The following is a 24013-nucleotide window of genomic DNA, read 5'->3' on the forward strand; positions in this document are numbered from 1 at the left end:
CTACCGAAGACGACAGGCCGCTAGAGCATCTCCAGCAAAAGCATGAACGATTTTGCGTACGGGAAATGCGCAAAGCAAACAGTCAGAGCGGTTCCAACGGATAACGTCAGAACCGCTCTTTTGGCCGTTACTTGATGTAACCCGCTTGCGTCATGATCTGTTCGACCTGACGCTGCGCGCCATCGAGCGCTGCATCCACGCTCTGCTGACCGGCGACAGCCGACGAAATCGCCTGACCAACCAATGTCCCGATTGCCTGAAATTCAGGAATGGCTACGAACTGGATGCCGGTATAGGGAACCGGGTCCTTGGTCGGCTTGGTCGGATCGGCAGATTCGATAGCTTTCAGTACTGTGTCCGCAAACGGAGCTGCCTTCTTGTATTCCTCATTGGCATAGGTGGACTGGCGCGTGCCCGGAGGAACGGCAACCCAACCTTCGGACTTGCCTACGAGCTCAACGTACTCTTTCGACGTCGCCCATTTCAGGAACGATTTTGCAGCATCGACCTTCTTGCTCGATGCCGGAATTGCAAGGTTCCAGGACCAAGCCCAGGACGAACCATTCGGCGTTGCCTCTACCGGTGCCTTGGTGAAGGCAACCTTGTCCGCAACCTGGCTCTGCTTAGGATCATAAATCCGGCCTGCCGCCGAAGTGGCGTCAATCCACATGGCGCAATGGCCAGTCGAGAAAAGCGCCTGATTTTCATTGAAACCGTTCGAGGTAATTCCGGGAGGTCCAGCTTCCTTCATCAGGTCGACATAGAAGTTGATTGCCTTCTTCCATTCGTCTGAATTGATCTGTGGCTTCCAGTTTTCATCGAACCATCGGCCTCCGAAAGTGTTGATCAGCGTACCGAGATAGGCCATGTTTTCGCCCCAGCCCGGCTTTCCGCGCAGGCAGAGACCATATTGTTCTTTCGACTTGTCAGTAAGCTTGGTCGCGAAGTCTTTTATTTCCGCATAGGTTGGCGCATCGGGCATCTTGAGCCCAGCCGCATCGAACAGGTCCTTGCGGTATAGCGTAAACGAACTTTCGGCGTAGAACGGAACCGCGTAGAGCTTGCCATCAACCGTCAGACCGGCGCGAACCGGCTTGATGAGATCGTCATAACCGTAATCCTCGCCAAGATCGTCGACCGATAGGAGCCATCCCGCCTTGCCCCAGATCGGGGTTTCGTAGCCGCCAATGGTCAGGATATCGAACTGGCCGCTCTTGGTAGCAATATCGGTCGTCACGCGCTGACGCAGCACGTTTTCCTCAAGAACAACCCAGTTGATTTTATTGCCGGTCGCTTTCTCCCACTCCGGCGACAGTTTCTGCATGATGATCATATCACCATTATTGACTGTGGCCACGGTGAGCTCTTCCGCCCACGCAGTTCCAGCCATAAGTGCGACCCCTGCAGCAGACGCGATAAGCCCTGCAACATAAGATTTGGTCCGCATTTCGTCTCCTCCTTTACGAATGCATAGCAAAATTCTTACATATGTAAAATTTATGGCGCGAGCTTTCACGCCTTGTCAAGCACGGTTTTCAATTTTGCGTTGTGAGGAGAAACGACCGCGGTGTGAAGAGGGGGCTAAGGCTGAAAAAGCGGACATTTCACCTACCAAATTCACGAGTTACTGTTTTAGCATACTGGAATAGCCATGGCATCATTCTCGGCAAAGACATTTGTCGGCTTGACGTTTTGCCCTGCCTTTGACAGTTTGACCGGATATCGCCTGAGCGAGAATGAAGGCGAACAGAGCTGGAGGAACATCCTGAAATCGTTGATGAAGCAGCAATCAGGATCAGATTCTGTCCTGAGAAATCAGCGCGTTCCATTTGCATTGCCGCTTCGCCAAAAGCAGCCTTGCCGCATGCAGCCAAACCTACGACGATTGACGAACAGGACATAGAGACGTGCGCAAGACGATACGCACCATGGAAGATTTTTCGGAATTCGTAGGGCTTTCGCGTCCGACGGTGTCGAAATACTTCAGCGATCCATCGTCCGTTCGACCCAAGACCCGGGAGCTGATAGAAGCGGCAATCAAACAATCGGGTTTTCGTCCCAATCTTTTCGCAGTGAACCTCAATCGGCGTCGCACGACAATTCTGGGTATAATCATCCCCAACCAGCTCGACCATTTCTACATGGCGATGACAAAACGGTTGCAATCCCTCGCGGAACAACGCGGCTATCTGGCAATTGTTCTCTCTTCCGATGGCAAGCCCGAACTTGAGAAGCAGGCGATCGAAACCTTGCGATCTCTGAATGTCGCCGGCGCCATTATTGCGCCGCTCGGTGAAGCATCGCAGCATTCAACGTTGGCGCGCCTCGCCGAAGATGTTCCGATTGTATATGTCGACTCTCCGCTCGACAGCACCTCACCCTTTGTTGGGACCGATAATCTCAAATCCTTCCACCTAATTGTCGATTACCTTTGCCGCTCGGGCAGCGAGCCGTGTTATTTTTCCATGCCCATGGTCAATAATAATGCTGTCAAGCGGCAGGAAGCCTATCGTCTGGCAATGGAAAAGCTCGGTTATGAGCCGCGCATCATCGATCTGGAGGAAAGCCGCAGCTGGGATTTCGAACGTTATGCATTCGAGCAGACCGCAAGAATTCTGCGCGAAAAGGGCAGACTTCCGACCAGCACCGTTCTGTGCTCAAACGACCGCATCGCCTTCGGCGTAACTAGCGGCCTCTGGCAGGCCGGCCTTAAAATCGGCAGGCTCAAGGATTGTGACGTTCGCGTCGCGGGTCACGATAACAATCCGCTGTCGGAATATACCTGCCCTCCACTCACAACGGTGGCTCAGGACTATAACGAGATCGGACGTCTGGCGATTGAACTCTTGTTTCGGACGCTGGGCGAAACAACAGATGACCGGCTGGAACTGCCGGAAACCCAGCGCGTCCTGCTGAATGCAGAAATCAAGCTGCGCATGAGCGCATGAAATGGCGGGTTACCCCGCCATTTCAATTCTCTATTCTCAATTCAGGCCGAGCGTGCCGCGCAGGGTGGAGAGATCTTCGGCAAGCGTTGTTACCGGACCAGCCAACGCCTTCCGATCATCTTCCGACAGCTTGTCGTAGGACTCGTAGCCGTCGCCCTTCTTGTACTTGGCGAGAATGTCATCGACCGTCTTGAAGTTGATTTCCACCTTCTTCACGAGGTCCGGATTTTCCTTTTCCAGCAATGGCTTGAAAAGCTCGACAATCTTTTGGGCACCGTCGACATTGGCCTTGAAATCCCAGAGGTCGGTGTGACTGTAACGATCCTCCTCACCGGAGATCTTGGTTGCCGCCACTTCTTCGAGCAAGGCAGCAGCACCGCCAACCACCTTCTCTGGCGGCACGGTGAGGTCTTTCACCCGCTTCTGAAGTTCCAGCACATCAGCATAGAGCTTGTCTGCAATGGGCGCGAGATCTTCGGTCGAATTCTGCGCGAACAGGCCGTATTCGATACGGTGGAATCCGGTGAAGTCTTCCGACTTCTCACCATTTTCATGGTCATCCGCACGACTGTCGATCGAAGCGTCGAGATCAGCGAAGAGTTCGGCAATCGGTTCGATCTTTTCGTAGGAGACACGGGTGGAGGGATAAAGCGCCTTAGCCTTTTCCAGATCGCCTGCCTTGACCGCATCGGTAAACGCCTTGGTGTCCTTGACCAGAACGTCGAGGTTTTCCTGCACATAGACCTTGTAATCAGCGATCGGCTGAACGAGGTCCAGCGGTGAAACTTCGGCCTTCGCAGCGCCGAAGCTGAGCGTAAGGGCAACGGCACATGCCGATGCAAGCAATGGCAGACGATACTTCATATTTTGCCTCTCCACGTGGGACGCATTTCAAAAAATGCGCGTAAAATCAAAATGTTCTGGTAGTTTCCTTACCCGCGGGCATTTTGCGGACCGCTGGCCTCCAAAAGTGCGCGCGCGTAGTAGTCCTTGTGATCCTCAACACCTGGCAGCGCGAAGAAATACCCACCCCCGATCGGCTTCAGATATTCTTCCAGCGGCTCACCGTTGAGCCGGTTCTGAACCGTGATGAAGCCCTTTTCCAGATCGGCCTGATAGGCGATGAAAAGCAGACCCATATCAAGCTGGCCCGATTTGCTGACGCCATTGGAATAGTTGAACGGACGACGCAGAATGAGGTGCTGCTCGGCATTTGCATCGCGCGGATTTGCCAGGCGGATATGCGAGTCGAGCGGCGTGATTTTGCCGTCGGCGTCCTTCGCATAATTGGGAACATCGGTTTCGGTTTTTCCGTCGAATGGCGCTCCGCTATCCTTGCGCCGTCCGAAAATCGCTTCCTGTTCCTGTAGCGGCGTACGATCCCAGCGTTCGACAAAGTTCCGTATGATGCGCACCGCCATATAGCTGCCATTGGTTGCCCAATCCGGCTCCGCATTTTTTTCGCCCACCCAGACGATGCGGTTCATCAATGCCTCATCAGATGGATCGGGATTGGCAGACCCGTCGCGGAAGCCCAGGAAATTCCGCGCACTTTCTTTCGCCTTCGGCGAATGCGGCGGCTGCACAGGAACCGTCCCTTCCTGTTTCCAGCGCACCAACAAAAGGTCGGGCATGTTCTTCATGATGTCGCGCAGGGCGTGAATGTTCGTGTCCGGCGTATTTGAACAGAACTGAATTACGAGGTCCCCGTGGCAAATGTCCTTTTGCAGGGCATCGTTGGGAAAACTCGTCATGCGCTGCAGAAGTTTCGGCTTCAACGGTTTCAGGCCAAAACGGTCATCGAACAGAGACGAACCAAGCGCAACCGTAACAGTGAGATTGTCGGGTGTGACGACCGGGCCAAGAATGCCGGAATCGGAGGGCGGAAATTTTGCATCGAGTTCCGGCGGCGTCCCGCCTTTCATCAGAAATTCGGTCCTCTCGGTGAGCAGCCGGAACATGCGCTCAAGTTCGGAGCGGTCCCGTGCCAAAACGTCGAAAGAAGCAACGAGCCCGGCCGCGGGACGCGGCGTGACGATGCCTGGCTGGTGCTTTCCGTAAAAAGCCTGGCTTTCGTGAAGCTTCTCGCTCTCAGGCGCATTGGTCACGTTCTCAGAAGAAAGCGCTTGTGCTGCCTGAGGTGCAAGCACGCTTCCAACAGTTCCGGCAACACCGGCGGCTCCCGCACCCAGCAGCAATGCGCGCCGAGCGGACGAAACAGGTTCTTCAGACGTTATCGTATCGTTTTTAAAAAATTTTCTGGTCATCAATCTACTCCCAGCTGATCGCGGAGTTTCGTAAATTGCGCAGCAAGTTGTGCCGCGCCGTCCTTGAATTTCGCCTTTTCATCAGGCGACAGTGCGTCATACGCCTTGAAACCATTGCCCTGAGCGTCCGCACCGAGCAGCGACTTGATCGAAGCAGCGTCCTTGTCGATGCCTTCGAATGCCTTTTGATCAACCTTTTCGACAATGGGGCGCAGGACATTGGCAGTCTTGGCGGCGCCTTCGAGAAGGCCCGACAAAGCCTGCAGATCAGTATGTGCATAGCGGTCCTCACCTTCATCCGACGCTGTTGAAGCGAAACGGTTAAGGGCGGAAGCAGTGCCCGCCATCATGCGGTCCGGTGAAATGCGAAGTCCGCGAATGCGTTCTTTCAAGACGGTGGCGTCCTGCTCAAGCTTGCCAGCCACAGCTGCCAGTCCATCGACGGATTTCTGTTCGAACAGACCATATTCGACACGGTGCAAACCACCGAAGCCTGCGTCCTTCTCGCGCTTTTCGAAATAATCGGCACGGGCATTAATGGCCGTATCGAGATCGGAAAATGCTTCCGAGACGGGCGCAATGCGCGCATAGGCGGCGCGCGCCGGACCATAGGCGGCTTGTGCGGCTTCCAGATTACCGCTCGCTATTGCGGCGGAAAGCGCCGCAACAGCTTTCTGGAATTCAGCAACCTCGGTTGTGAGATAAATCTGATATTCAGCCAGTGCACCGATAAAAGCTGTAAGGGGCAGTTTGCTCTTTTCCGCTTCGCTGGCAGCGGTCGCAGTTACGGTCAGCTTGCCCCGAGGATTGGAAAGAAGCCCGCAGGTAATCTGGTATTCGCCTGGCGCCAGCTTCGCTGTGATTGTCTGCTTGAAGCCCGGCGCAATATTCTCGCGCTCTTCGAGAACCATCACACCATCGAGGATTTCCCACTCGACCGTGCGATCCGACTTGTTGATGATTTCAAAAACCGAGCGCCCGGCCGGGACGGTCAATTCGTTCGGCTCGCAGCTTTTTGCATTGATCGCGACTTGTATCTTGTCGCCAGCTCCTGCATGCCGCGCTTTGTCCGATACACGGGATGCATAATAAAATGCCCCACCGGCAGCGAGCAGCAGCAGCACGGCGACGGCCAGTCCTATGCGGACCAGATTGCGCGACATCGGTTCTGTAGGCTTCGGGTTCGTCATGAAAATCTCTTTTATTGTGCGCTTGTCTTGATCTGGCTTGCGGCCACTGATCCGCTCGCTGGCATGAGGAACAGGATGAGTGCCGGAACGAGGAAAGCCACATAGGCGACCACTTCGCTGACAGTCGGCGTTGCGATATATCCGAAAACCCCAGCCAGAACTGAGCCGAGCGTACTGTCTAGCGGGAGAATGTCGCTCGCGTCGAAAACGACTGCCTGGAAGTGGTTCCAGATACCTGCCTCATGCAGCGCCATGACAGAATTGGCCAGAATGCCCGCCGCGATGATCAGGATGAAAACGCCCGTCCAGCGAAAGAAGCGGCGGAGGTTCAACTTCAAGCCGCCTTTAAAGATGCCGTATCCAACCGCCGCTGCAAGCAAAACGCCGAGCAGCGCGCCCACAGGCGCCGCCGGGCCTTCGCTCTGCTGGAAAGCAGCCAGCAAAAAGAAAACGGATTCAAGCCCTTCACGCGCCACCGCAAAGAAGACCATGAGAATAAGACCAAAGCCCTTGTGCGTCGGGGTTTGGAACGCCGCATCGATGGAATGATGCAGTTCCACCTTGATGGAGCGCGCCGCCTTGCGCATCCAGAACACCATTGAAGTGAGGACGAAAACCGCAATCAGACCAATAATGGCCTCGAAAAGCTCCTGCGCTTTCTGAGGAAATTCCGCGCTCAGAAGCTGCAGGATAGCGCCAACAGTCAGCGACATGGCCAAAGCCAGCAGAATGCCAATCCAGACCACAGGCATCCAGGCGCTACGCCCGGTTTGATGGAGATAAGTGGCAATAATCCCGACGATCAGCGCAGCTTCCACGCCTTCGCGGAACATGATGAGAAAAGGTACAAGCATTCCGACTATCCAAAAGACAGAGAAATCGGCCTGTCCGATGGTCGCTTCTCTTCAAACCCGGCATGAAGCCTTCGTCATTTGGTCATCTTTTATATCCGCACTGCCAGCCCTGCAAGTTAAATGAAGTTGACCAGCGCAGGAATGTTTTAGAATTATTCTAACCATTTCAGAAGCTTATAACTGTGACTGGATGATAGAATTGTATAAGGCATTGAAAATGCACCTAAGTCATCTCCGCGTAACCGGATAGCAGATGCAGTGGGCAGAGATAAACTGGCCTCGATCCGGAGCAGGCCACGGATCACGACTTCCTCTCTCCCTTTCGCCCAACCTTTATCTCTTCGAGATTGAGATTGGTATCGTCGTCGTTTTTGCGATCCCGGTGGTAATTCGCGTCGAGATGAAGCGATGCTATCGTTTGTTGTGTGATCGCTCCCAAGAAGCTTCGAGCCTCGGAATCGATCTTGGAGTCGAGCGAGACCACCACGACGAAAGATTGTTTCGATTTGAAGCACGACTTGTCCGTTGAGGAACACAAATATTGACCAATGACCCGCTGGGAACGGTCAAAATGGGAAAAGTTTCAGAATTTTCCGAAATGGTCAAAAATTTCGTGTTTCAGGGGTTGAAGATTGGAGCAAGGTGATACATATCACAGTCACTTACCGCTGTGCCTCCTCCCATTGCGCGCGGTAAGTGTTCCCCTCTGGAGGTTTGCCTATAAGGCACCTTCATAACTTAGCCGGACTTCCCAGTCCGGCTCTTTTTTTGCCTGAAATCCGGCTAGCGTCTCATTTCACCGCATAGATGCAACCAGCACATCTTTCTGTTTTAAAAGAACAATCCGGGAGAGACGCCTCGACCCGAGCGGCTTTCCAAGCAGATTAACTGAAATCCAGTTAATCAATAAATTCTGCCTGTCCATGCGCAAAAAAAGCGCCGCGTTTCCGCGGCGCTTCTTGTCGGCAAAACTGCGCTTCAACTTATCCGTAGGCAGCTACAGGCGGGCATGAGCAGATGAGATTTCTGTCACCGCCCACATTATCCACGCGGCTGACCGGTGGCCAATATTTTGCTGTCGCGTCGAAATCGCCATTGATAGCGCTTGCCGGGAACACTGCTTCCTCACGGGTGTAAGGATGTGTCCATTCGCTCGCCAGCGTATCGCCTGCCGTGTGCGGTGCATTGGCAAGAGGATTGTCGTCCGCAGGCCAGACACCATCGGCAACCTTTTTCGCCTCAGTTGCAATGGCAATCATCGCATCGCAAAGACGGTCGATTTCCGACTTCGGTTCAGACTCGGTCGGCTCGATCATCAGCGTACCGGCAACCGGCCAGGACATGGTCGGCGCATGGAAACCGTAGTCGATGAGGCGCTTGGCCACGTCTTCCACAGTCACGCCAGCGCTATCCTTCAGAACTCGCGTATCAACAATGCACTCATGCGCCACACGATCATGTGCGCCGGTATAAAGGATCGGATAAGCGTCCTTCAAACGATGCGCAATGTAGTTGGCATTGAGGATCGCAGCCTCGGTCGCCTTCTTGAGACCAGCGCCGCCCATCATGCGGATATACATCCACGTGATGACCAGAATGGATGCGCTACCGAAAGGCGCCGCCGAAACAGCGTGCTTGGAACCGATATCCACATGGCCCGGCAAATAAGGCACCAGATGCTTGGCAACGCCAATCGGGCCAACGCCCGGACCGCCACCGCCATGCGGGATGCAGAAGGTCTTGTGCAGGTTCATGTGACAGACGTCAGCGCCAATGTCGCAAGGACGGGCGAGCCCAACCAGCGCATTGAGGTTCGCACCGTCGAAATAGACCTGACCGCCATTTTCATGGACGATTTCGCAGAACGCCTTGATGCCTTCTTCGAACACGCCATAGGTCGAAGGATAGGTGATCATGAAGGCAGCGAGATTATCACGATGCTTCTCGGCCTTGGCTTTCAGATCGTCGATGTCGATATCGCCATCTGGACGGCAATTGACCACGACAACGCTCATGCCAGCCATCGAGGCGCTGGCCGGATTGGTGCCATGTGCAGACGATGGAATAAGGCAGATGTTGCGATGACCTTCGCCCCGCGACTGGTGATAGTGGCGAATTGCCAGCAGACCAGCATATTCGCCCTGGCTACCTGCATTTGGCTGTAGCGAAACGCCAGCAAAGCCGGTGACTTCACAAAGCCAAGCTTCGACATCCGCCGTCATCCTGGCATAGCCTTCGGTCTGTGCCGCAGGCGCAAACGGATGCAGATTAGCAACCGTGTTCCAGCTCACCGGCATCATTTCTGCTGCCGCATTGAGCTTCATGGTGCATGAGCCAAGCGGGATCATTGCGCGGTCAAGCGCCAGATCCTTGTCGGCCAGACGACGCAGGAAGCGCATCATCTCGGTTTCGGAACGATGCGAATGGAATACTTCCTGGGTGAGGAAGCCTTCACCGCGTCCCTTGCCGGGCACGAGAACCTTGTCACCGTCGACCAGCTTGGCACCAAACAGAACGGCAAGCGCTGCAAGATCTTCCTCGGTCGAGGTTTCATCGAAGGTTACGCCGACCGTGTCCGCATCGATGACACGAAGCAGACGACCGCCCTTGTCAGCTTCGTCAGCAATGGCCTTCGCCTTTCCGGCAACCTTGATGCTGACCGTATCGAACAGGCTATCGCCTGCGATTTCGACACCCGCGGCCTTGAGGCCGGAAGCAAAGCGGGCAGCAAGACCGGCAACGCGGGTGGCAATCGCCTGCAAGCCTGCCGGGCCATGCCAGATCGCGAAGGATGCGGCCATATTGGCAAGCAGGGCCTGCGCAGTGCAGATGTTGGAGGTCGCCTTGTCGCGACGGATATGCTGCTCACGGGTCTGGAGCGCCAGACGATAGGCCGCACGGCCATGCGCATCGACCGACTGGCCGACGATGCGGCCGGGAATGATGCGAGTCAGAGGTTCCGACACAGCCAGATATGCTGCATGTGGGCCCCCAAAGCCCATCGGTACGCCGTAACGCTGCATGGAGCCAACAGCCATGTCCGCGCCCCACGTCGCAGGCGCTTCCATGATCGTCAGCGCCAGCGGATCGGCAACGGCAATAACGAGTGCGCCCTTGGCCTTCGCATCGGCAATCACCTTGCTGAAGTCGCCGTAGACGCCGCGTGTATCCGGCCACGGCACGACGATGGCAGCAGTATTTTCATCGAGAGTGCTGCCGGTTTCGATCTGCCAGCCGAGCGGTTCAGCGCGGGTGTTCACCACATCAACCGTCTGCGGATGCAGTTCGCCTGCAAGCAGGATACGGCTTCGCTTGTCGCGGTGATGACGGCAGGCAACGCCAATGGCTTCAGCAACCGCAGTTGCTTCATCGAGAAGCGAGGCGCAGGCGACCGGCAGGCCGGTCAGTTCTGCAACCAGCGTCTGGAAGTGGAACAGAAGCTCAAGACGACCCTGGCTGATTTCCGACTGGTACGGCGTATAGGCGGTGTACCAGGCAGGGTTTTCAAACAGATTGCGCTGGATGACCGGCGGCGTGTGCACACCATGATAGCCCGCGCCGATGAAGCTCTTCTTCACCACGTTGCGGCCCATGATGGCGTTCAGCTCTGCAAGCGCATCGGATTCACTGAGCGGCGCCGGCAGATCAAGCGCACGGTTCAGACGGATAGACGCCGGAACCGCCTGGGTGATGAGGGTTTCCATGGAAGGAAGGCCGAGCGCCGCAAGCATTGCGCGCTCGTCTTCCAGTCTCGGCCCGATATGGCGGGCAACAAAGGGAAGAACCTGCTGGGTCATCGCGTTATCCTACCAGTTTGTCGTAACCGGCCTTGTCGAGGAGACCGGAAAGCTGGCTTTCATCCGAAAGCTTCAGCTTGAACAGCCAGCCCTCGCCTTCCGCAGCCTGATTGATAAGAGCCGGATCGCTTGCAACGGCTTCGTTGACTTCGACCACTTCGCCATCGACCGGTGCATAAACATCGGAAGCGGCCTTGACCGATTCCACAACCACGATGCCTTCGCCCTTGGTCGCCGTGCGGCCGACGTCCGGCAGCTCGACGAAAACGAGGTCACCCAGTTGTTCCTGTGCGTGGATCGTAATGCCGACAGTGGCAACGCCGTTTTCGACGCTGATCCACTCGTGATCTTCGGTGAACAGGATATTGGCCATGGAAATCATCCTTTGCGATAGCGATGCGGAGTAAAGGGAAGTGCCGAAACGTCAACGGGCACCTTGTTGCCGCGAACGTCAGCGAAGACACGTGTGCCGGGGGTAGCGAGGCTTGCCTCTACATAACCCATGGCGACCGGGAAACCTGCCGATGGGCCAAACCCACCGGAAGTAACGGTGCCGATCTGGCGACCGGATTCATCAAAAAGATCGGCGCCAGCGCGGACCGGCTGACGGCCTTCCGGCTTTAGGCCCACACGCTTGGCAGCAGCGCCCTTGGCAATGGCGTCCAGAACGGCCTTTGCGCCGTTGAATGCAGCTTTTTCCCGCACAGGCTTGGTGATCGCCCAAGTGAGGCCGGCCGAAACCGGATCGGTTTCCGGCGTGATATCCTGACCGTGCAGGCAGAGACCGGCTTCAAGTCGAAGGCTGTCGCGTGCGGCAAGGCCGATCCATTCGACGCGCTCGTCGGCAAGCAGCCTGGTTGCAAGCGCGCGGGCCTCATCGGCTGGCAGGCCAATCTCGAAACCATCTTCGCCGGTATAGCCCGAACGGGTCATGAACCAGCCTTGCTTCGGCTCGAAACCGCTCATAAAGGCAAGCTCCGCACCTTTGAGACCGGCATCATTAATGACGCTTTCAGCTTCGGGCCCCTGAAGGGCGAGAAATACCCGGTCAAGCGGATTGACGGTTACGTTCTTGCCGGAAGCAGCTTCGTTCAGATGCTCGATATCGGCATCGGCATTGCCAGCATTGGCAACGACCATGAAACGGTCTTCACCAAGGCGCGTGACGATCAGGTCATCCAGCACGCCGCCATTTTCGTTGAGGAAGAACGTATATTTAGACTGGCCTTCCTTCAGCACAGTCGGGTCAAGCGGACAGGTTTCAGCAAGAAGTGCGGCAGCGTCCGCGCCCGAAACCTCGATCAGCTTCATATGAGAAATGTCGAAAAGGCCCGCATGTTCACGCGTATGAAGATGTTCCTTCATGACGCCCAGCGGATAGGTTATCGGCATGTTCCAGCCGGCAAATCCGCCGAAGCGCGCGCCAGCCTGTTCATGCAGATCCTGCAAAGGCAGGGTATTCAAATGTGCGGTATCGCCCATAACAACTCCAGAGTCGCACGTGTGCCTCCGCAAAATGCGGTTGCTTCGTGCCCCTCTGTCTCAGGCCTGAGAGACTCGCATGGCTAAAGCCATACTTACACCTTCGGCGCAGGGTTGCCCCCGACTTTCCAGAGTTGTCTTACCGGTCTGCGGTTCCTTGTACCTGAGAGATTTCGGGCGATTTCCCCTTCGGCGGCCAATTGGCGCTCTCCCGCAGACAGACAGTGCAAGAACGTCATACGATATGGCATCCCGACACCCGACAAAACTCCCTTAACCCAATCCGGGGCGCAAGTCATGTGGAATTGTTGTCTCTAACCGACGATTTCCCGGACTTTTGCGACAAAATTCGAAGCCTCCGGGATACCCGGATCTATACTTCATTATACAAGGCTGTCACGACACGAAGGACATCGCGCAATTAGGCGCGTGAGACGAATTAACAGACAGTTGCGCCGCTACAATTTGTGGGAGCAACTTTCTGGACGGTAAATTTTTAAAGAATTTTTAACCGGTTAGCCGCCGAAGCAGCCTGAATCGAGCCGATTTCCCCAATTCGGCATGAGATTGTGATCGCATGATGACCGAGCTGCGCAAAAGACGTGCAACTGACAAGCTTAAACGCATTGCAGCTATGCAAATCTGTCTCTCCAATTCGAAATGCTTCGAGCCTATATGCTGGTTGCAACAAAGAGATAAGATTTTTACTAGGTGAGAGAAATGAACCTGATCCGCTCGTACAACAACTGGCGCCGTTACCGTAACACTGTAAACGAACTGAGCCGCCTGAGCCCACGTGAACTGAACGACCTCGGCATCCTGCCTTCGGAAATCCCGTTCGTCGCACGCAAGGCCGCTGCTCGCTAATAGCGCACCGGAAGGCATTGGCCTTCTTCAAGGATCGCGAGTCCCCATAATTGCGCGGTCCTACAGTTTCCAGAATATCGCCGGGGTGTTTTCTCCTCCTCCCATTCCCTCGGTGATACAAGACCGGATATCCTCCTCCCAAGTCCGGTCTTCCCCATAAAACACCCGTCGCTTCCTCCCGCGACGGGTGTTTTCGTTTGGCGATTACCGCGCCGCGACCACCTCTATCTCGACCTTGAACTCCTCACGCGTGAAACCGGAAACGATCATCAGTGTCGAGGCTGGCGCGGGCTGCGGGAACAGCCGGTCGCGAACATCCATATATGGGTGCATATAGGCTCGGTCGGTGACATAGGCATTGATACGCACCACATTGGATAGGTCCATGCCTCCATCGCGCAGGATGCGGCTTATATTTTCAAAGCAGAGTTCTGCCTGAGCGCCGGCGTCTTCCGGTACATTTCCGTCCGGCGCGATGCCGAGCTGACCGGAACAGAAAACCATTTCTGCACCGGCTTTTAACTTCACGCCATGGCTGTAGGCGGCAAAAGGTGCGGCCATGTCGGCGGGTAGCAGATGTTTCAAAGTGCTCATCGTATATCCTCAAGCTTTCGGCGCAGCGGCCAGCATTTCTTTCAACCTTGCCGCCCCGGCAGCAACATCTGCTTCGCTCGGACTAATGCCCGCGGCCAGGAGCCGACGCGCGATCATATGATCTGCCGGGCGATTGATGGAATCGACAGCGACAAGCCTGTCACCGGCAAAGTGAAAGATGGAGAATGCATTTTCTTCCGGGTTTCCCGAAAGGATATGCCGGTCGGCATCAAAGGACAGGCCTGCCGTCTGCAACTTCATATCGCCCTGATCCGACCAGAACCATGCAATTTCCCTAAACGGCGCCTCGCGGCCCACAATGGTACGAGCGACATGCTTTGCCTGATCTGTCGCATTTTGCACCGATTCAAGCCGCACCCGACGACCGGCCTGAAAATGATCATAGCTTACGCAATCGCCGATAGCGTAGACGTGGCCCGCAGACGTGCGCAGGTTCTCATCCACAACAATGCCGTTGTCGATCGCAAGCCCAGCCATAACAGCAAGCTCCACGTTTGGCACCGCACCCGTACCGATCACAACCATATCGGCCGGGAATTTGGTTCCGTCTGCAGCTTCCACGCCTGTCACGCGACCATTTTCACCCTCAATGGCCGTCACGCCGAGACCCGTCAAAACTGTGATACTGGCGGCGCGGCTCCGCGCTTCCACGTGGGCGGAGATGTGCGTTGCAACCGAACGCCCCAGCACACGAGGTGCTGCCTCGATCAGAACTGTTTTTTTGCCAAGCGCGATCGCGCTATGAGCCATTTCCAGACCAATAAAGCCGCCGCCAATAATGACCACATTCTCAACACTGGGCATTGCTGCCGCGATGCGGCGGGCATCCTCCATCCGGCGGAGCGTGAAAACACCGTCAAGCTCGACACCTGACAAATTGGGAATGCGAGCACGCGCACCGGTCGCGAAGATCAGTTCCGACCAGCTCAGGACTCGCCCGTCATCAAGTGTGACCGTCTTGTCTGCAATAGATACGGCATCGACGCGATGGCCAAACATCATCTCGATATTATTGTCGCGATAGGCCGATTCCGGACGCAGAACCAGACCGCCCCCTTCCGGCGCTTTCAGATAGGATTTCGACAGTGGGGGCTTATGATAGGGAATATCGGTTTCGTCATTGATGAGAATGATTTCGCCTGCATAGCCTTCCTGCCGAAGACTGATCGCAGCCTGCGAGCCAGCATGGCCAGCCCCAATGATAATGCATCTTTCGTCCATAGGACCTCCGGAACTTTCCGCACATCATAAACCTGTCGCGGCCCGTCACGTGACCAAATAGCCACGGATTCACACCTTAATTGCACGCAATCCGTATATTTAAAACATTTAGTTTGACCGATCGGTCAGATTGTTTAGTAGGATGCACTCAAATCTGGTTTGACGCGCATCTTGTTCCGAAAACCGTTTCACACTTTTCGGGATGCGCTCTAACGCCCTTGGCCCGAGCGTGTAGGAGTTGCAGTCTTGAAACGATATTGGTCCGATTATACGAGCGAGGCATTCTCCCGCCTCGAGCGTGAGAAGCTCGTGGCGGTTCTGCCGGTTGGTGCAATCGAGCAGCACGGACCACACCTTCCGCTGGCCGTCGACGCTGCCATCGTTGACGGCATGGTCAAGGAAACCATCGCCCGCCTGCCTGAAACAAGCCACGCGCTTTTCCTGCCGACGCAAGCCATCGGCAAGAGCAATGAGCACAGCCGTTACCCTGGCACATTGACGTTTTCAGCCGAGACCATCATTCGCATGTGGTGCGAGATCGGCGCTTGCGTGGCAGGAAGCGGTGTCCGCAAGATGGCGCTGCTCAATAGCCATGGCGGCCAGATCAGTGTCATGGATATCGTAGCGCGGGAGCTTCGCATCCGTCACAACATGCTTGTTGTAAGCATCAACTGGTTCGGCCTTGGAATGCCGGAAGGTGTATACAGCGATCACGACCTGAAGCACGGCATTCATGCCGGCGACATGGAAACCTCAGTGATGCTGGAGATGCATCCCGATCTCGTCGATATGTCGAAAGTACAGGATTTCCGAACGCTTACGGAAACTTTTGCAAGTGATTTCCAACATCTTTCGCTGAGCGGCGGCGCCAAGCCTGCCTGGCAGATTCAGGATATCAATCCTTATGGCGCTGCTGGTGATGCGACGCTCGCGACCGCGGAGAAAGGTCGAGCGACGATCGATTTTGCCGCCGAGCGCCTGGTAGAGGTTCTGGCGGAAATTGAACGAGCGCCGCTCTCCTGGCTCGACAACAAAACAGCCTGGTAAGGACAATGAGCGTGGCCCCCAACTCGCAAGCTCCATCCTCCCTGATCGAGATAGACGGCGTCTACAAGCAATATGGTACCGGCGTGATGGCCGTGAGCGACATGTCGCTCAGGATCGAACAAGGCCAGTTCGTCAGCTTTCTCGGCCCCTCTGGCTGCGGCAAGAGCACGGCGTTGCGCATGATCGCCGGCCTGGAATCGATTTCAGCCGGAAATATCCGTATCAACGGCCACGCTCCCGGCAAGGGGCCTATCGGCGCGCAGGATATCGGTTTCGTATTTCAGGAGCCGACGCTGATGCCGTGGGCCAGCGTCTTCGACAATGTTTATTTGCCGTTGCGACTGTCCGGCATTGCCCGCAAGGAAGCAACCCCGCGCGTCGAAGAAGCGCTGGCACAAGTGGGCCTGTCCCGCTTTGCCACGGCATTTCCGAGGGAACTGTCCGGCGGAATGAAAATGCGCGTTTCCATCGCTCGTGCTCTGGTTACGCGTCCGCGTCTTCTGTTGATGGACGAGCCATTTGCGGCGCTGGATGAGATGACGCGCTTCAAGCTCAACAATGACGTTCTGCGACTTTGGCAGGAACACGGTCTGACCGTGATTTTCGTAACCCACAGCGTTTATGAGTCGGTTTATCTGTCCAACCGGGTAGTGGTGATGGCTGCCCGACCGGGCCGCGTTGTGGCCGACATACCGATCATCGGCCCCTACCCACGTGCCGAAAACTACCGCACAACCGATGCCTACGCGAGATATTGCGCCAAGGTGTCCGACGCGCTGACCGCGACACTTTCCTCCGAAGATATCGATCATTGAGGACAGGACGATGAATCCGATACAAACCGAACTGCCTGTCCTGAATGTCGAACAGGATCGCCTCGCCCGGCGCGAGCGCGCCTTGCGTATTGTCATGCCGACGCTGGCGATCATAATCGCCCTTGGCATATGGGAAGGTCTCGTCCGTTATTATCAGGTGCCGCATTACCTGATCCCTGCGCCTTCGCTGGTTGCTCAGACGCTTATAAAGGACGGGCCATCGCTGATGGCCTCCATGTGGTTTACGGTCAAGTTGACCCTGATCTCGCTCGGCTGTGCAATTATCGGCGGCATTCTGCTCGGCATGATTTTCGCCCTCTCCCGCCCCATAGAAATGGCGTTCTTTCCATTCGCCGTTATCCTTCAGGTAACGCCGGTCATCGCTATCGCGCCGCTGATCCTCATCTATGTGCGTGATACTTTTTCAGCCCTGCTGATCTGTGCATGGATCGTGGCGTTCTTCCCGATCCTGTCCAACACCGTGATTGGATTGCGCAGCGCCGACCACAACCTGCGCGATCTTTTCCGGCTCTACCGTGCCTCGCCATGGCAGCGCCTGCGCTATCTGCTGGCGCCAAGCGCATTGCCTTATTTCATGGCCGCGCTGAAAATCGCCGGTGGCCTGTCACTGATCGGCGCAGTTGTCGCTGAGTTTGTTGCCGGTACGGCAGGCCAGAGCACAGGGCTCGCCTCACGCATTCTGGAATCGAGCTTCCGCAACGAAATTCCGCGCATGTTTGCGGCACTTTTCCTCGTATCGCTGCTCGGCATCGTGATCTTCCTCGTGACAAGTTGGCTGTCGCGCCTTGTCCTCGGACGCTGGCATGAAAGCGAGATCCGTCGTGAGCGCTAGAATGTTGCAAGGGGTAGCCATAGCCGGTCGCACCGGGCACTCCGACATCCAGATCGAAGACAGTCGTATCGCCTCGCTTGTACCGTCGCAGGCAAGGAATGGTGGCTTCGTCACACCGCTTTTCGCAGATATTCATGTCCATCTGGACAAGACTTTTACGATCCGGCGCATTGCTGAAAATGGCGACGCCAAGGTGGATTGCCTGTTCGACGCAATCGACCTGATGAACACAGACCGGAAGAACTGGAGCGAGGCGGATATTCGCGCCCGCGCGACCCAGGGCCTTCAGGCCGCGTTTGAACAAGGCGTCGGTGCGATGCGCAGCCATGTTGACTGGACGACACCGGAAGTGCCCACTGCCTGGCCCGTTCTCAACGAACTGCGTCAGGAATGGAAAGACCGCCTCGACCTCCAGCTTGCAGCGCTCGTCCATGGCGATCTGGTGCTTGATGCGGGTTCGCAAATCGCAGCCCGCGTTGCAAAAGACGGCGGCGTGTTCGGCGCGTTCTTCTATCGCAATGCCGATCTTGAAGCCAAAATCGAAGAGATGTTCCGTGTTGCCGTGCAGCACGACCTCAACCTCGACTTTCATGTCGATGAAGGGCTGGAGGTAGAAGCGGACGGCTTCTCGCTGATCGTATCGGCCACCAGACATCATGGCATGGGCGGTCGAGTGCTGTGCGGCCATGCCTGTTCACTATCGCTGCGCGGGCCGGACGAACTGCAGCGGATTCTTGATGCCGCCGCCGATGCAGGCACCGCGCTCGTGTCGCTGCCAACAACCAATCTTTATCTACAGGATCGGATCGGGGGGAAATCTCCGCGCCAGCGCGGTGTCGCGCCTCTCAAGGAAGCGCGAGCAGCGGGCATGGATGTCATGCTCGGCTCTGACAATGTTGGCGATGCATTCTACCCTTATGGCAATTATGACCCACTCGCCATACTGCGTCTTGCAGCGCCGGTCTGCCATGTCGAACCGCAGGAATGGCTCGACAGCATCACTACCCTGCCCTCCCGACTTATCGGCAGCGAGCGCATACAGCCCCTTCAGGTGGACGGCTTGGCCAGCTTCATATGGCACGATGCCGAAGACCTTACCGATCTCATCAGCCGTCCGCAGGCCCGCCGCGTTGTCTGGCGCGACGGTACAAAAATTTAATCGGAGAACCCCATGAATTCTGCCGCACCACAGCGCATCTATGACTGGGCCGCATTCCGCGCCGAAATCGACGGAATCCGCATCTACGATGACCCGAAGCAGGTCGAACTGCGCTCTCGGGATTATTTCTGGTACAGCCCCATCCTCACCGAGGATATCGGCCATTATGTCGGCGATCTCGTCGTCATTCCGAAGGATCAGGACGAAGTACGCCGCGTTGCTGCTGCTGCCGCGAAACTTCGCATCCCGATCACCGTTCGCGGCGGCGGTACCGGCAATTACGGCCAGTGCGTTCCGCTTGAAGGCGGCATCATCCTGGACATGACCAAGATCGACCGCATCGTGTCCATCGAACCCGGCAGGGTTCGTGTCGAAGGCGGGGCTCGCATTTCGCGTCTTGACGATGCCGTGCGCGAGACCGGACAGGAATTGCTGATGTATCCGTCCACCCGTCGCATCGCCACGATTGGCGGCTTTTTCTCCGGCGGTTCAGGCGGCATCGGTTCGCTACGCCACGGCATGCTGCGCGACGATGGCAACGTTTATTCCGTCAAGGTCCTGACCGTGGAACCGGAACCGAAAATCATCCAACTGACGGGACGCGACATCCATAAAGTCCAGCATGCCTATGGGACCAACGGCATCATTCTGGAACTGGAAATCGGCCTCACCAAATCGACCGACTGGATACATACCGCAGCCTTGTTCGACAGTTACGAGGCAACGCTCAACTTCTGCCTCAAGGCACTGGAAGCCAATCTGGACTGCTATCTGCTAACGACGGTAGATCGTCGTTTTGCGCGCTTCTATACCAAGTTCGGCGAACTCTTCCCTTCCGACAAGGATGCGGTTTTCGCCATGATCGCACCGGAAGAGATGGCCCGTTTCGAGGCTCTCGCCACGGAATTTGGCGGCAAGATTTCCTTCGCCATGACGCTGGACGAATTGCACAAGAACGGTCTCCAGCCCGCTTACGAATGCGGCTGGAACCATACGACCTTGCAGGCACTGAAGGCCGAAGAAGGCTGGACCTACCTTCAGGTTGCCTATCCGCGCCCATTCGATGTTGATGTGGTGACCCGCCAGATCGCGCGCTACGGCGAAACACAATATATGCATCACGAAATGGCCCGGCTCGAGGGTGAAGTGCAGATTTTCGCACTTCCGCTTGTCCGCTTCGAAGGCCGTGACGAGATGTATCGCCTGATCAAGGAACTGGAGCAGGTTGACGGCTGCGACATCTACGATCCTCACGCCTACACCATCGAGGATGGCGGCATGAAGGAGATCGACAGCGTTCAGATCGAGTTCAAGAAACTCGCCGACCCGTACGGCCTGCTCAATCCGGGTAAAACACGCGGCTGGACCGCCGACATGGCTTTGACTGATTAAAACAAGGGGAACCAATATGAAAAAAACTCTGGTTGCGGCGTTTGCCGCGCTCTCCGTGGGCCTTTCCGCACAAATGGCCCATGCGCTCGACAAGGTGACGCTTGGCACCAACTGGCTGGCGCAAGCCGGTCACGGCGGCTTTTATCAGGCCGTAGCCGATGGCACTTACGAGAAATACGGCCTCGATGTGCAGATTGACATGGGCGGGCCACAGGTCAACAACCGCCCGATGCTGGCCGCGGGCCGTCTTGACTTCCTGCTGACCGGCAACCTGCTTCTGTCGTTCAACAATGTCGCCAATGGCGTGCCGACAACGGTTGTAGCCGCCTTCTACCAGAAAGACCCGCAGGCACTGATGGTGCATGAAGGCCAGTACAAGGATTTCAAGGACCTCGCCAATGCGCCGACCGTGCTGATGGGCAAGGATGCGCAGTTTTCCTTCTGGCCGTGGCTGGTGAAGGAGTTCGGCTTCAAGGACGAACAGCTTCGTCCCTATAATTACAGCCTCGCCCAGTTTCTTAGCGACCAGAAGGTCGTGCAGCAGGCTTATGCTACTGCGGAACCGATCTATGCCGAGAAGGAAGGTGCGAAGGTCACGACCTACCTCCTCGCCGATTATGGCTACAGCACTTACGGCAACACGATCGAAACCCGTCAGGACCTGATCGAAAAGAATCCCGATCTCGTACAGCGTTTCGTCAGCGCTTCCATCGAGGGCTGGACCAATTTTCTCTATGGCGACCGCAGCAAGGCCTATGAATTGATCCTGAAAGATAATCCGGACATGAGCAAGGAAACGCTCGATGCGGAACTGGAGCGGATCAAGAACCTCCAACTCATCGACAGCGGCGACACGCTCGAAAAGGGAATCGGCGCTATTTCGATGGATCGCGTCAAGGCGTTTTACGAACTTGCCCGCAAGGCAGGAATTGTCAGCGGTGACGAACTCGACATGAGCAAGGTTGCGACCGACGCCTTCGTTAACAAGGGCATAGGGCTCGACATCAAGAAAAAGCTGGGCCAATAAGCCCCTTACCAATCGCGGCAGGTATGGATGAGTAACAGCGACGAGAATGAAGACACCGAACTGACCGGACGGGACAAGGTCCTCGGCCGCAGGCGGCGCATTCTCGGCGCAATACGGGCCGCCGCGATCGACGAGTTTGCCGAGAAAGGCCTTGCGGGGGCATCCACGCAAGGCATTGCGCACCGCGCCGGTCTCACCAAGCCGCAATTGCACTATTACATTTCCAGCAAGGAAGAACTCTACGAGGATATCATCGTCTATATCCTCGACGAGTGGGAAGAAATATTCCTCGGCGCCAATACCGAAAACGATCCTGCCAAGGTGATCCGGCAATATATTCGCGCCAAGCTCGAATACAGCCAGAAGAACCCCAAGGCTTCTCGCCTTTTCACCACCGAAATTGCCAATGGTGCGCCCTATCTCGGACGCCACTGGGCCAAACATCAGTCAGCGACCCAAAACGCTGTCCGCCTCATCCAGTCATGGGTGGACGACGGGCGCATCAGGCCTGTCGACCCGCTGCTGTTTCAGATGCATATCTGGGCCGTGACCCAGCATTATGCCGATTTTGAAGCGCAGGTGCGCAGCATGATGGAGCTCGACAAGGACGAACCGCTGGATCTCGAACGGATCGAGAAGGAAGTTTCTGCACTCTTTCTGCGCGCCTGTGGGCTGGAATAGGACATTCCCTGAACGATTTTCGTCAGCGTAGCCCTTCAAGTTCCGCAATGCGGGCGGCACTGTCCTTTTCCAGCATTCGGGTCATTTCGCGAATGACCGTTTCCGCCAGCACAAAGAGCGCAGCCGAAGAATCCCATGCGGACGGCACGGCTGTGCGTCCCGCTAGAACATGACGGGCCACGCGTGCTATCGGCGAAAGCCACTGGTCGGTGACGAGAACGACCTCGACACCGCGTGACCGCGCCTTTTCGGCAAGCTGCAAAAGACTGTCCTGATAACGGCGAATATCGAAGACCACCAGAACGTCGCGCTTTCCCATATCGAGAAGGCGGTCACGCCAGACGCTCTCCTGCCCGCCAAGATGGAAGACGTGGGGACGAATGATCGTCAAATGTGCGGCCATATATTGCGCGATGGGATCGGTGAAGCGCCCGCCGATCAGGTAGATGTTTCCCTTGGCGTCGGTCAAGGCCGAAACAGCCTGCCTCAGTTGCTTTTCGCCAAGGTGCCGGAAGCTTTCACGGATATTTTCCAGCGTATGCTCCACCGCCGGATAAGCCGTATCCGGCCCGGTTCCCGGCTGTTCATTGCGATGATGCGGAGACTGTAACTGGGCAGCGAGTTCGTCCTGCAACCGCGCCTGGAAATCGGGATAATTCTGAAACCCGAGCCTGTTTACAAAGCGAAGGATCGTCGGGGAACTGACACCGGCCAGAGCGGAAAATTCCGCGACGGTTTTCAGCCCCAGGATTGGATAATTGGCGATCAGCGTCTGCGCGGCGCTTCGCTCGCCCGCCGGCATCGTATCGATCCGTTCGTTGATCAGTTCCGCAACGCTTGCATGCACAGGCAGAGTACTTCCCTTAGCGACTGCCCTTATAAAATTTGGGCGAAATTGTGTTTGACAAATAATCATAGGACGTATCAAATAATCCGCAATAGCGCATAAGTGGAAAAAACGTAACATAAGTTACAGCGCGGGGAACGAACAGAATGACGGACGAGCGAGAACATCGCACGGCTTCGTGCGAGCCTGTTTCTGTCTTCAACAAGGAGGGGGAAAGTCCCTATCTTCTTGTCTGCGAACATGCGTCCAATTTCATTCCAGAGACTTTCGACGGACTTGGACTGGATGCCGATGCCTTGCGGGCACATATTGCGTGGGACCCCGGCGCGGTGGAAGTTGCCAGACGTCTGGCTTCGTCTCTCAACGCGCCGCTTGTCGAAAGTCAGCTTTCGCGCCTGCTGATCGACTGCAACCGGCCGCTCGACGCCCATGATCTTATTCCGGAAATCAGCGAGACGACCGTGGTTCCCGGAAACCATGCACTCAACTCCATGGAGCGTATGGCGCGTATCGATCTTTCGCATCGTCCATTCCACACTGCTGTTGAACAGATCATTTCAAGACGTGCGCAACGCGGGCTGCCATCATGGATCGTGACGATCCATTCCTTCACTCCCATTTATCGGGATGTACCCCGCCCATGGCAGATCGGCATCATCCACGATGAAGACGAGCGGATCGGCAAGCCACTGATTGAGGCCCTGCGCAAGGACGATACCCTCCATGTGGGCGTAAACGAGCCCTATTCGCCAGCGGATCGTGTCTATTACACGCTGGAGCGTCACGCGCGGTCGCGCAATGCACCCTGCGTGATGATCGAATTGCGCAACAACGAGATTGCCGATGGTTCGGCCCAGACTGCCTGGTCCGAAAAACTCGCAACCATATTGGAGGACATAGCGAAAGCAATTGGTCCTCAAGACACTGAACAGGGAGCCTGAAGGAGCCGGA

Annotated in this window: 21 protein-coding genes and 1 riboswitch; of the genes, 10 read left to right on the forward strand and 11 right to left on the reverse strand. The window is 56.1% G+C overall.

Annotation, left to right across the window (positions count from 1 at the left end):
* Nucleotides 1-127: 127 nt before the first annotated feature.
* Nucleotides 128-1447, reverse strand: coding sequence for an ABC transporter substrate-binding protein (locus JNC63_RS16370; RefSeq protein WP_063621096.1), 1320 nt, complete (start codon nt 1445-1447; stop codon nt 128-130).
* Between the two features lie 481 nt (nt 1448-1928).
* Here JNC63_RS16370 and JNC63_RS16375 point away from each other — a divergent pair, with 481 nt between their 5' ends.
* Nucleotides 1929-2948 (forward strand): LacI family DNA-binding transcriptional regulator, encoded by a 1020-nt coding sequence (locus JNC63_RS16375; protein ID WP_006471994.1) that lies wholly within the window; start codon nt 1929-1931, stop codon nt 2946-2948.
* Between the two features lie 36 nt (nt 2949-2984).
* Here JNC63_RS16375 and efeO (JNC63_RS16380) read toward each other — a convergent pair whose 3' ends face one another.
* The 7 genes from efeO (JNC63_RS16380) to gcvT all read right to left on the reverse strand — a co-directional run bounded on the left by efeO (JNC63_RS16380) (nt 2985) and on the right by gcvT (nt 12538).
* Entirely contained in the window at nt 2985-3812 is an 828-nt protein-coding gene (gene efeO / locus JNC63_RS16380; RefSeq protein ID WP_006471993.1) for an iron uptake system protein EfeO, read from the reverse strand.
* Between the two features lie 68 nt (nt 3813-3880).
* Nucleotides 3881-5215, reverse strand: coding sequence for an iron uptake transporter deferrochelatase/peroxidase subunit (gene efeB, locus JNC63_RS16385; protein WP_021587283.1), 1335 nt, complete (start codon nt 5213-5215; stop codon nt 3881-3883).
* Complete coding sequence (efeO, locus tag JNC63_RS16390) at nt 5215-6405, reverse strand: iron uptake system protein EfeO (RefSeq protein ID WP_031346991.1); 1191 nt, start codon at nt 6403-6405, stop codon at nt 5215-5217. Before efeO (JNC63_RS16390) ends, efeB begins: the two co-directional genes overlap by 1 nt.
* Nucleotides 6406-6416: 11 nt before the next feature.
* Nucleotides 6417-7259, reverse strand: coding sequence for an iron uptake transporter permease EfeU (efeU, locus tag JNC63_RS16395; RefSeq protein ID WP_006469121.1), 843 nt, complete (start codon nt 7257-7259; stop codon nt 6417-6419).
* A gap of 983 nt (nt 7260-8242) precedes the next feature.
* Complete coding sequence (gene gcvP / locus JNC63_RS16400) at nt 8243-11056, reverse strand: aminomethyl-transferring glycine dehydrogenase (RefSeq protein WP_006469125.1); 2814 nt, start codon at nt 11054-11056, stop codon at nt 8243-8245.
* Between the two features lie 4 nt (nt 11057-11060).
* The gene (gcvH, locus tag JNC63_RS16405) at nt 11061-11429 is read right to left on the reverse strand and encodes a glycine cleavage system protein GcvH (RefSeq protein ID WP_006471988.1); all 369 of its coding nucleotides are present in this window, start codon (nt 11427-11429) and stop codon (nt 11061-11063) included.
* Nucleotides 11430-11434: 5 nt separating this feature from the next.
* Entirely contained in the window at nt 11435-12538 is a 1104-nt protein-coding gene (gcvT, locus tag JNC63_RS16410; RefSeq protein WP_006469127.1) for a glycine cleavage system aminomethyltransferase GcvT, read from the reverse strand.
* A gap of 140 nt (nt 12539-12678) precedes the next feature.
* A riboswitch (glycine riboswitch) is annotated at nt 12679-12762 on the reverse strand.
* Between the two features lie 496 nt (nt 12763-13258).
* Between gcvT and JNC63_RS16415 the strand changes: the two genes are divergently transcribed.
* A complete protein-coding gene (locus JNC63_RS16415) occupies nt 13259-13405 on the forward strand; it encodes a DUF1127 domain-containing protein (RefSeq protein WP_002965914.1) in 147 nt (48 codons plus the stop codon).
* A 204-nt stretch (nt 13406-13609) separates the two neighbouring features.
* On the opposite strand, the gene JNC63_RS16420 is transcribed toward JNC63_RS16415, so the two are convergent.
* Nucleotides 13610-13999, reverse strand: coding sequence for a RidA family protein (locus JNC63_RS16420; RefSeq protein WP_006469129.1), 390 nt, complete (start codon nt 13997-13999; stop codon nt 13610-13612).
* A 9-nt stretch (nt 14000-14008) separates the two neighbouring features.
* A complete protein-coding gene (locus tag JNC63_RS16425; protein ID WP_006469130.1) occupies nt 14009-15241 on the reverse strand; it encodes an NAD(P)/FAD-dependent oxidoreductase in 1233 nt (410 codons plus the stop codon).
* Between the two features lie 246 nt (nt 15242-15487).
* Between JNC63_RS16425 and JNC63_RS16430 the strand changes: the two genes are divergently transcribed.
* The 7 genes from JNC63_RS16430 to JNC63_RS16460 are packed head-to-tail and all read left to right on the forward strand — an operon-like array spanning nt 15488 to nt 22215.
* Nucleotides 15488-16288, forward strand: a complete 801-nt coding sequence (locus JNC63_RS16430; protein WP_006469131.1) for a creatininase family protein — start codon at nt 15488-15490, stop codon at nt 16286-16288.
* Between the two features lie 5 nt (nt 16289-16293).
* Nucleotides 16294-17103, forward strand: a complete 810-nt coding sequence (locus tag JNC63_RS16435; RefSeq protein ID WP_006469132.1) for an ABC transporter ATP-binding protein — start codon at nt 16294-16296, stop codon at nt 17101-17103.
* Between the two features lie 10 nt (nt 17104-17113).
* Nucleotides 17114-17956 (forward strand): ABC transporter permease, encoded by an 843-nt coding sequence (locus JNC63_RS16440; RefSeq protein ID WP_006469133.1) that lies wholly within the window; start codon nt 17114-17116, stop codon nt 17954-17956.
* A gap of 1 nt (nt 17957) precedes the next feature.
* Nucleotides 17958-19115, forward strand: a complete 1158-nt coding sequence (locus tag JNC63_RS16445) for an amidohydrolase family protein (protein WP_006471987.1) — start codon at nt 17958-17960, stop codon at nt 19113-19115.
* A 12-nt stretch (nt 19116-19127) separates the two neighbouring features.
* On the forward strand, nt 19128-20507 hold the full coding sequence (locus JNC63_RS16450) for an FAD-binding oxidoreductase (RefSeq protein ID WP_006469134.1): 1380 nt from the start codon (nt 19128-19130) through the stop codon (nt 20505-20507).
* A 16-nt stretch (nt 20508-20523) separates the two neighbouring features.
* Complete coding sequence (locus JNC63_RS16455; RefSeq protein ID WP_063621098.1) at nt 20524-21534, forward strand: ABC transporter substrate-binding protein; 1011 nt, start codon at nt 20524-20526, stop codon at nt 21532-21534.
* A gap of 27 nt (nt 21535-21561) precedes the next feature.
* Nucleotides 21562-22215 carry a TetR family transcriptional regulator C-terminal domain-containing protein gene (locus JNC63_RS16460; RefSeq protein WP_063621100.1) on the forward strand — a complete coding sequence of 218 codons (654 nt, stop codon included), beginning with the start codon at nt 21562-21564 and terminating at the stop codon, nt 22213-22215.
* A 22-nt stretch (nt 22216-22237) separates the two neighbouring features.
* Here the strand turns inward: JNC63_RS16460 and JNC63_RS16465 are convergent, their stop codons facing one another.
* On the reverse strand, nt 22238-23182 hold the full coding sequence (locus tag JNC63_RS16465) for a MurR/RpiR family transcriptional regulator (RefSeq protein WP_006469137.1): 945 nt from the start codon (nt 23180-23182) through the stop codon (nt 22238-22240).
* 26 nt (nt 23183-23208) lie between these two features.
* Here JNC63_RS16465 and JNC63_RS16470 point away from each other — a divergent pair, with 26 nt between their 5' ends.
* Nucleotides 23209-24003, forward strand: a complete 795-nt coding sequence (locus tag JNC63_RS16470; protein WP_006469138.1) for an N-formylglutamate amidohydrolase — start codon at nt 23209-23211, stop codon at nt 24001-24003.
* Nucleotides 24004-24013 lie beyond the last annotated feature (10 nt).

It is taken from the genome of Brucella ciceri, assembly GCF_041930145.1.
Taxonomy (GTDB): Bacteria; Pseudomonadota; Alphaproteobacteria; order Rhizobiales; family Rhizobiaceae; genus Brucella; species Brucella intermedia.

What these genes read in the sequence shown, in the direction of transcription:
- JNC63_RS16370 (WP_063621096.1), bottom strand. Translation starts at nt 1,447, where the DNA reads ATGCGGACCAAATCTTATGTTGCAGGGCTTATCGCGTCTGCTGCAGGG.
- JNC63_RS16375 (WP_006471994.1), top strand. Translation starts at nt 1,929, where the DNA reads ATGGAAGATTTTTCGGAATTCGTAGGGCTTTCGCGTCCGACGGTGTCG.
- efeO (WP_006471993.1), bottom strand. Translation starts at nt 3,812, where the DNA reads ATGAAGTATCGTCTGCCATTGCTTGCATCGGCATGTGCCGTTGCCCTT.
- efeB (WP_021587283.1), bottom strand. Translation starts at nt 5,215, where the DNA reads ATGACCAGAAAATTTTTTAAAAACGATACGATAACGTCTGAAGAACCT.
- efeO (WP_031346991.1), bottom strand. Translation starts at nt 6,405, where the DNA reads ATGACGAACCCGAAGCCTACAGAACCGATGTCGCGCAATCTGGTCCGC.
- efeU (WP_006469121.1), bottom strand. Translation starts at nt 7,259, where the DNA reads ATGCTTGTACCTTTTCTCATCATGTTCCGCGAAGGCGTGGAAGCTGCG.
- gcvP (WP_006469125.1), bottom strand. Translation starts at nt 11,056, where the DNA reads ATGACCCAGCAGGTTCTTCCCTTTGTTGCCCGCCATATCGGGCCGAGA.
- gcvH (WP_006471988.1), bottom strand. Translation starts at nt 11,429, where the DNA reads ATGGCCAATATCCTGTTCACCGAAGATCACGAGTGGATCAGCGTCGAA.
- gcvT (WP_006469127.1), bottom strand. Translation starts at nt 12,538, where the DNA reads ATGGGCGATACCGCACATTTGAATACCCTGCCTTTGCAGGATCTGCAT.
- JNC63_RS16415 (WP_002965914.1), top strand. Translation starts at nt 13,259, where the DNA reads ATGAACCTGATCCGCTCGTACAACAACTGGCGCCGTTACCGTAACACT.
- JNC63_RS16420 (WP_006469129.1), bottom strand. Translation starts at nt 13,999, where the DNA reads ATGAGCACTTTGAAACATCTGCTACCCGCCGACATGGCCGCACCTTTT.
- JNC63_RS16425 (WP_006469130.1), bottom strand. Translation starts at nt 15,241, where the DNA reads ATGGACGAAAGATGCATTATCATTGGGGCTGGCCATGCTGGCTCGCAG.
- JNC63_RS16435 (WP_006469132.1), top strand. Translation starts at nt 16,294, where the DNA reads ATGAGCGTGGCCCCCAACTCGCAAGCTCCATCCTCCCTGATCGAGATA.
- JNC63_RS16440 (WP_006469133.1), top strand. Translation starts at nt 17,114, where the DNA reads ATGAATCCGATACAAACCGAACTGCCTGTCCTGAATGTCGAACAGGAT.
- JNC63_RS16445 (WP_006471987.1), top strand. Translation starts at nt 17,958, where the DNA reads ATGTTGCAAGGGGTAGCCATAGCCGGTCGCACCGGGCACTCCGACATC.
- JNC63_RS16450 (WP_006469134.1), top strand. Translation starts at nt 19,128, where the DNA reads ATGAATTCTGCCGCACCACAGCGCATCTATGACTGGGCCGCATTCCGC.
- JNC63_RS16455 (WP_063621098.1), top strand. Translation starts at nt 20,524, where the DNA reads ATGAAAAAAACTCTGGTTGCGGCGTTTGCCGCGCTCTCCGTGGGCCTT.
- JNC63_RS16460 (WP_063621100.1), top strand. Translation starts at nt 21,562, where the DNA reads ATGAGTAACAGCGACGAGAATGAAGACACCGAACTGACCGGACGGGAC.
- JNC63_RS16465 (WP_006469137.1), bottom strand. Translation starts at nt 23,182, where the DNA reads ATGTTACGTTTTTTCCACTTATGCGCTATTGCGGATTATTTGATACGT.
- JNC63_RS16470 (WP_006469138.1), top strand. Translation starts at nt 23,209, where the DNA reads ATGACGGACGAGCGAGAACATCGCACGGCTTCGTGCGAGCCTGTTTCT.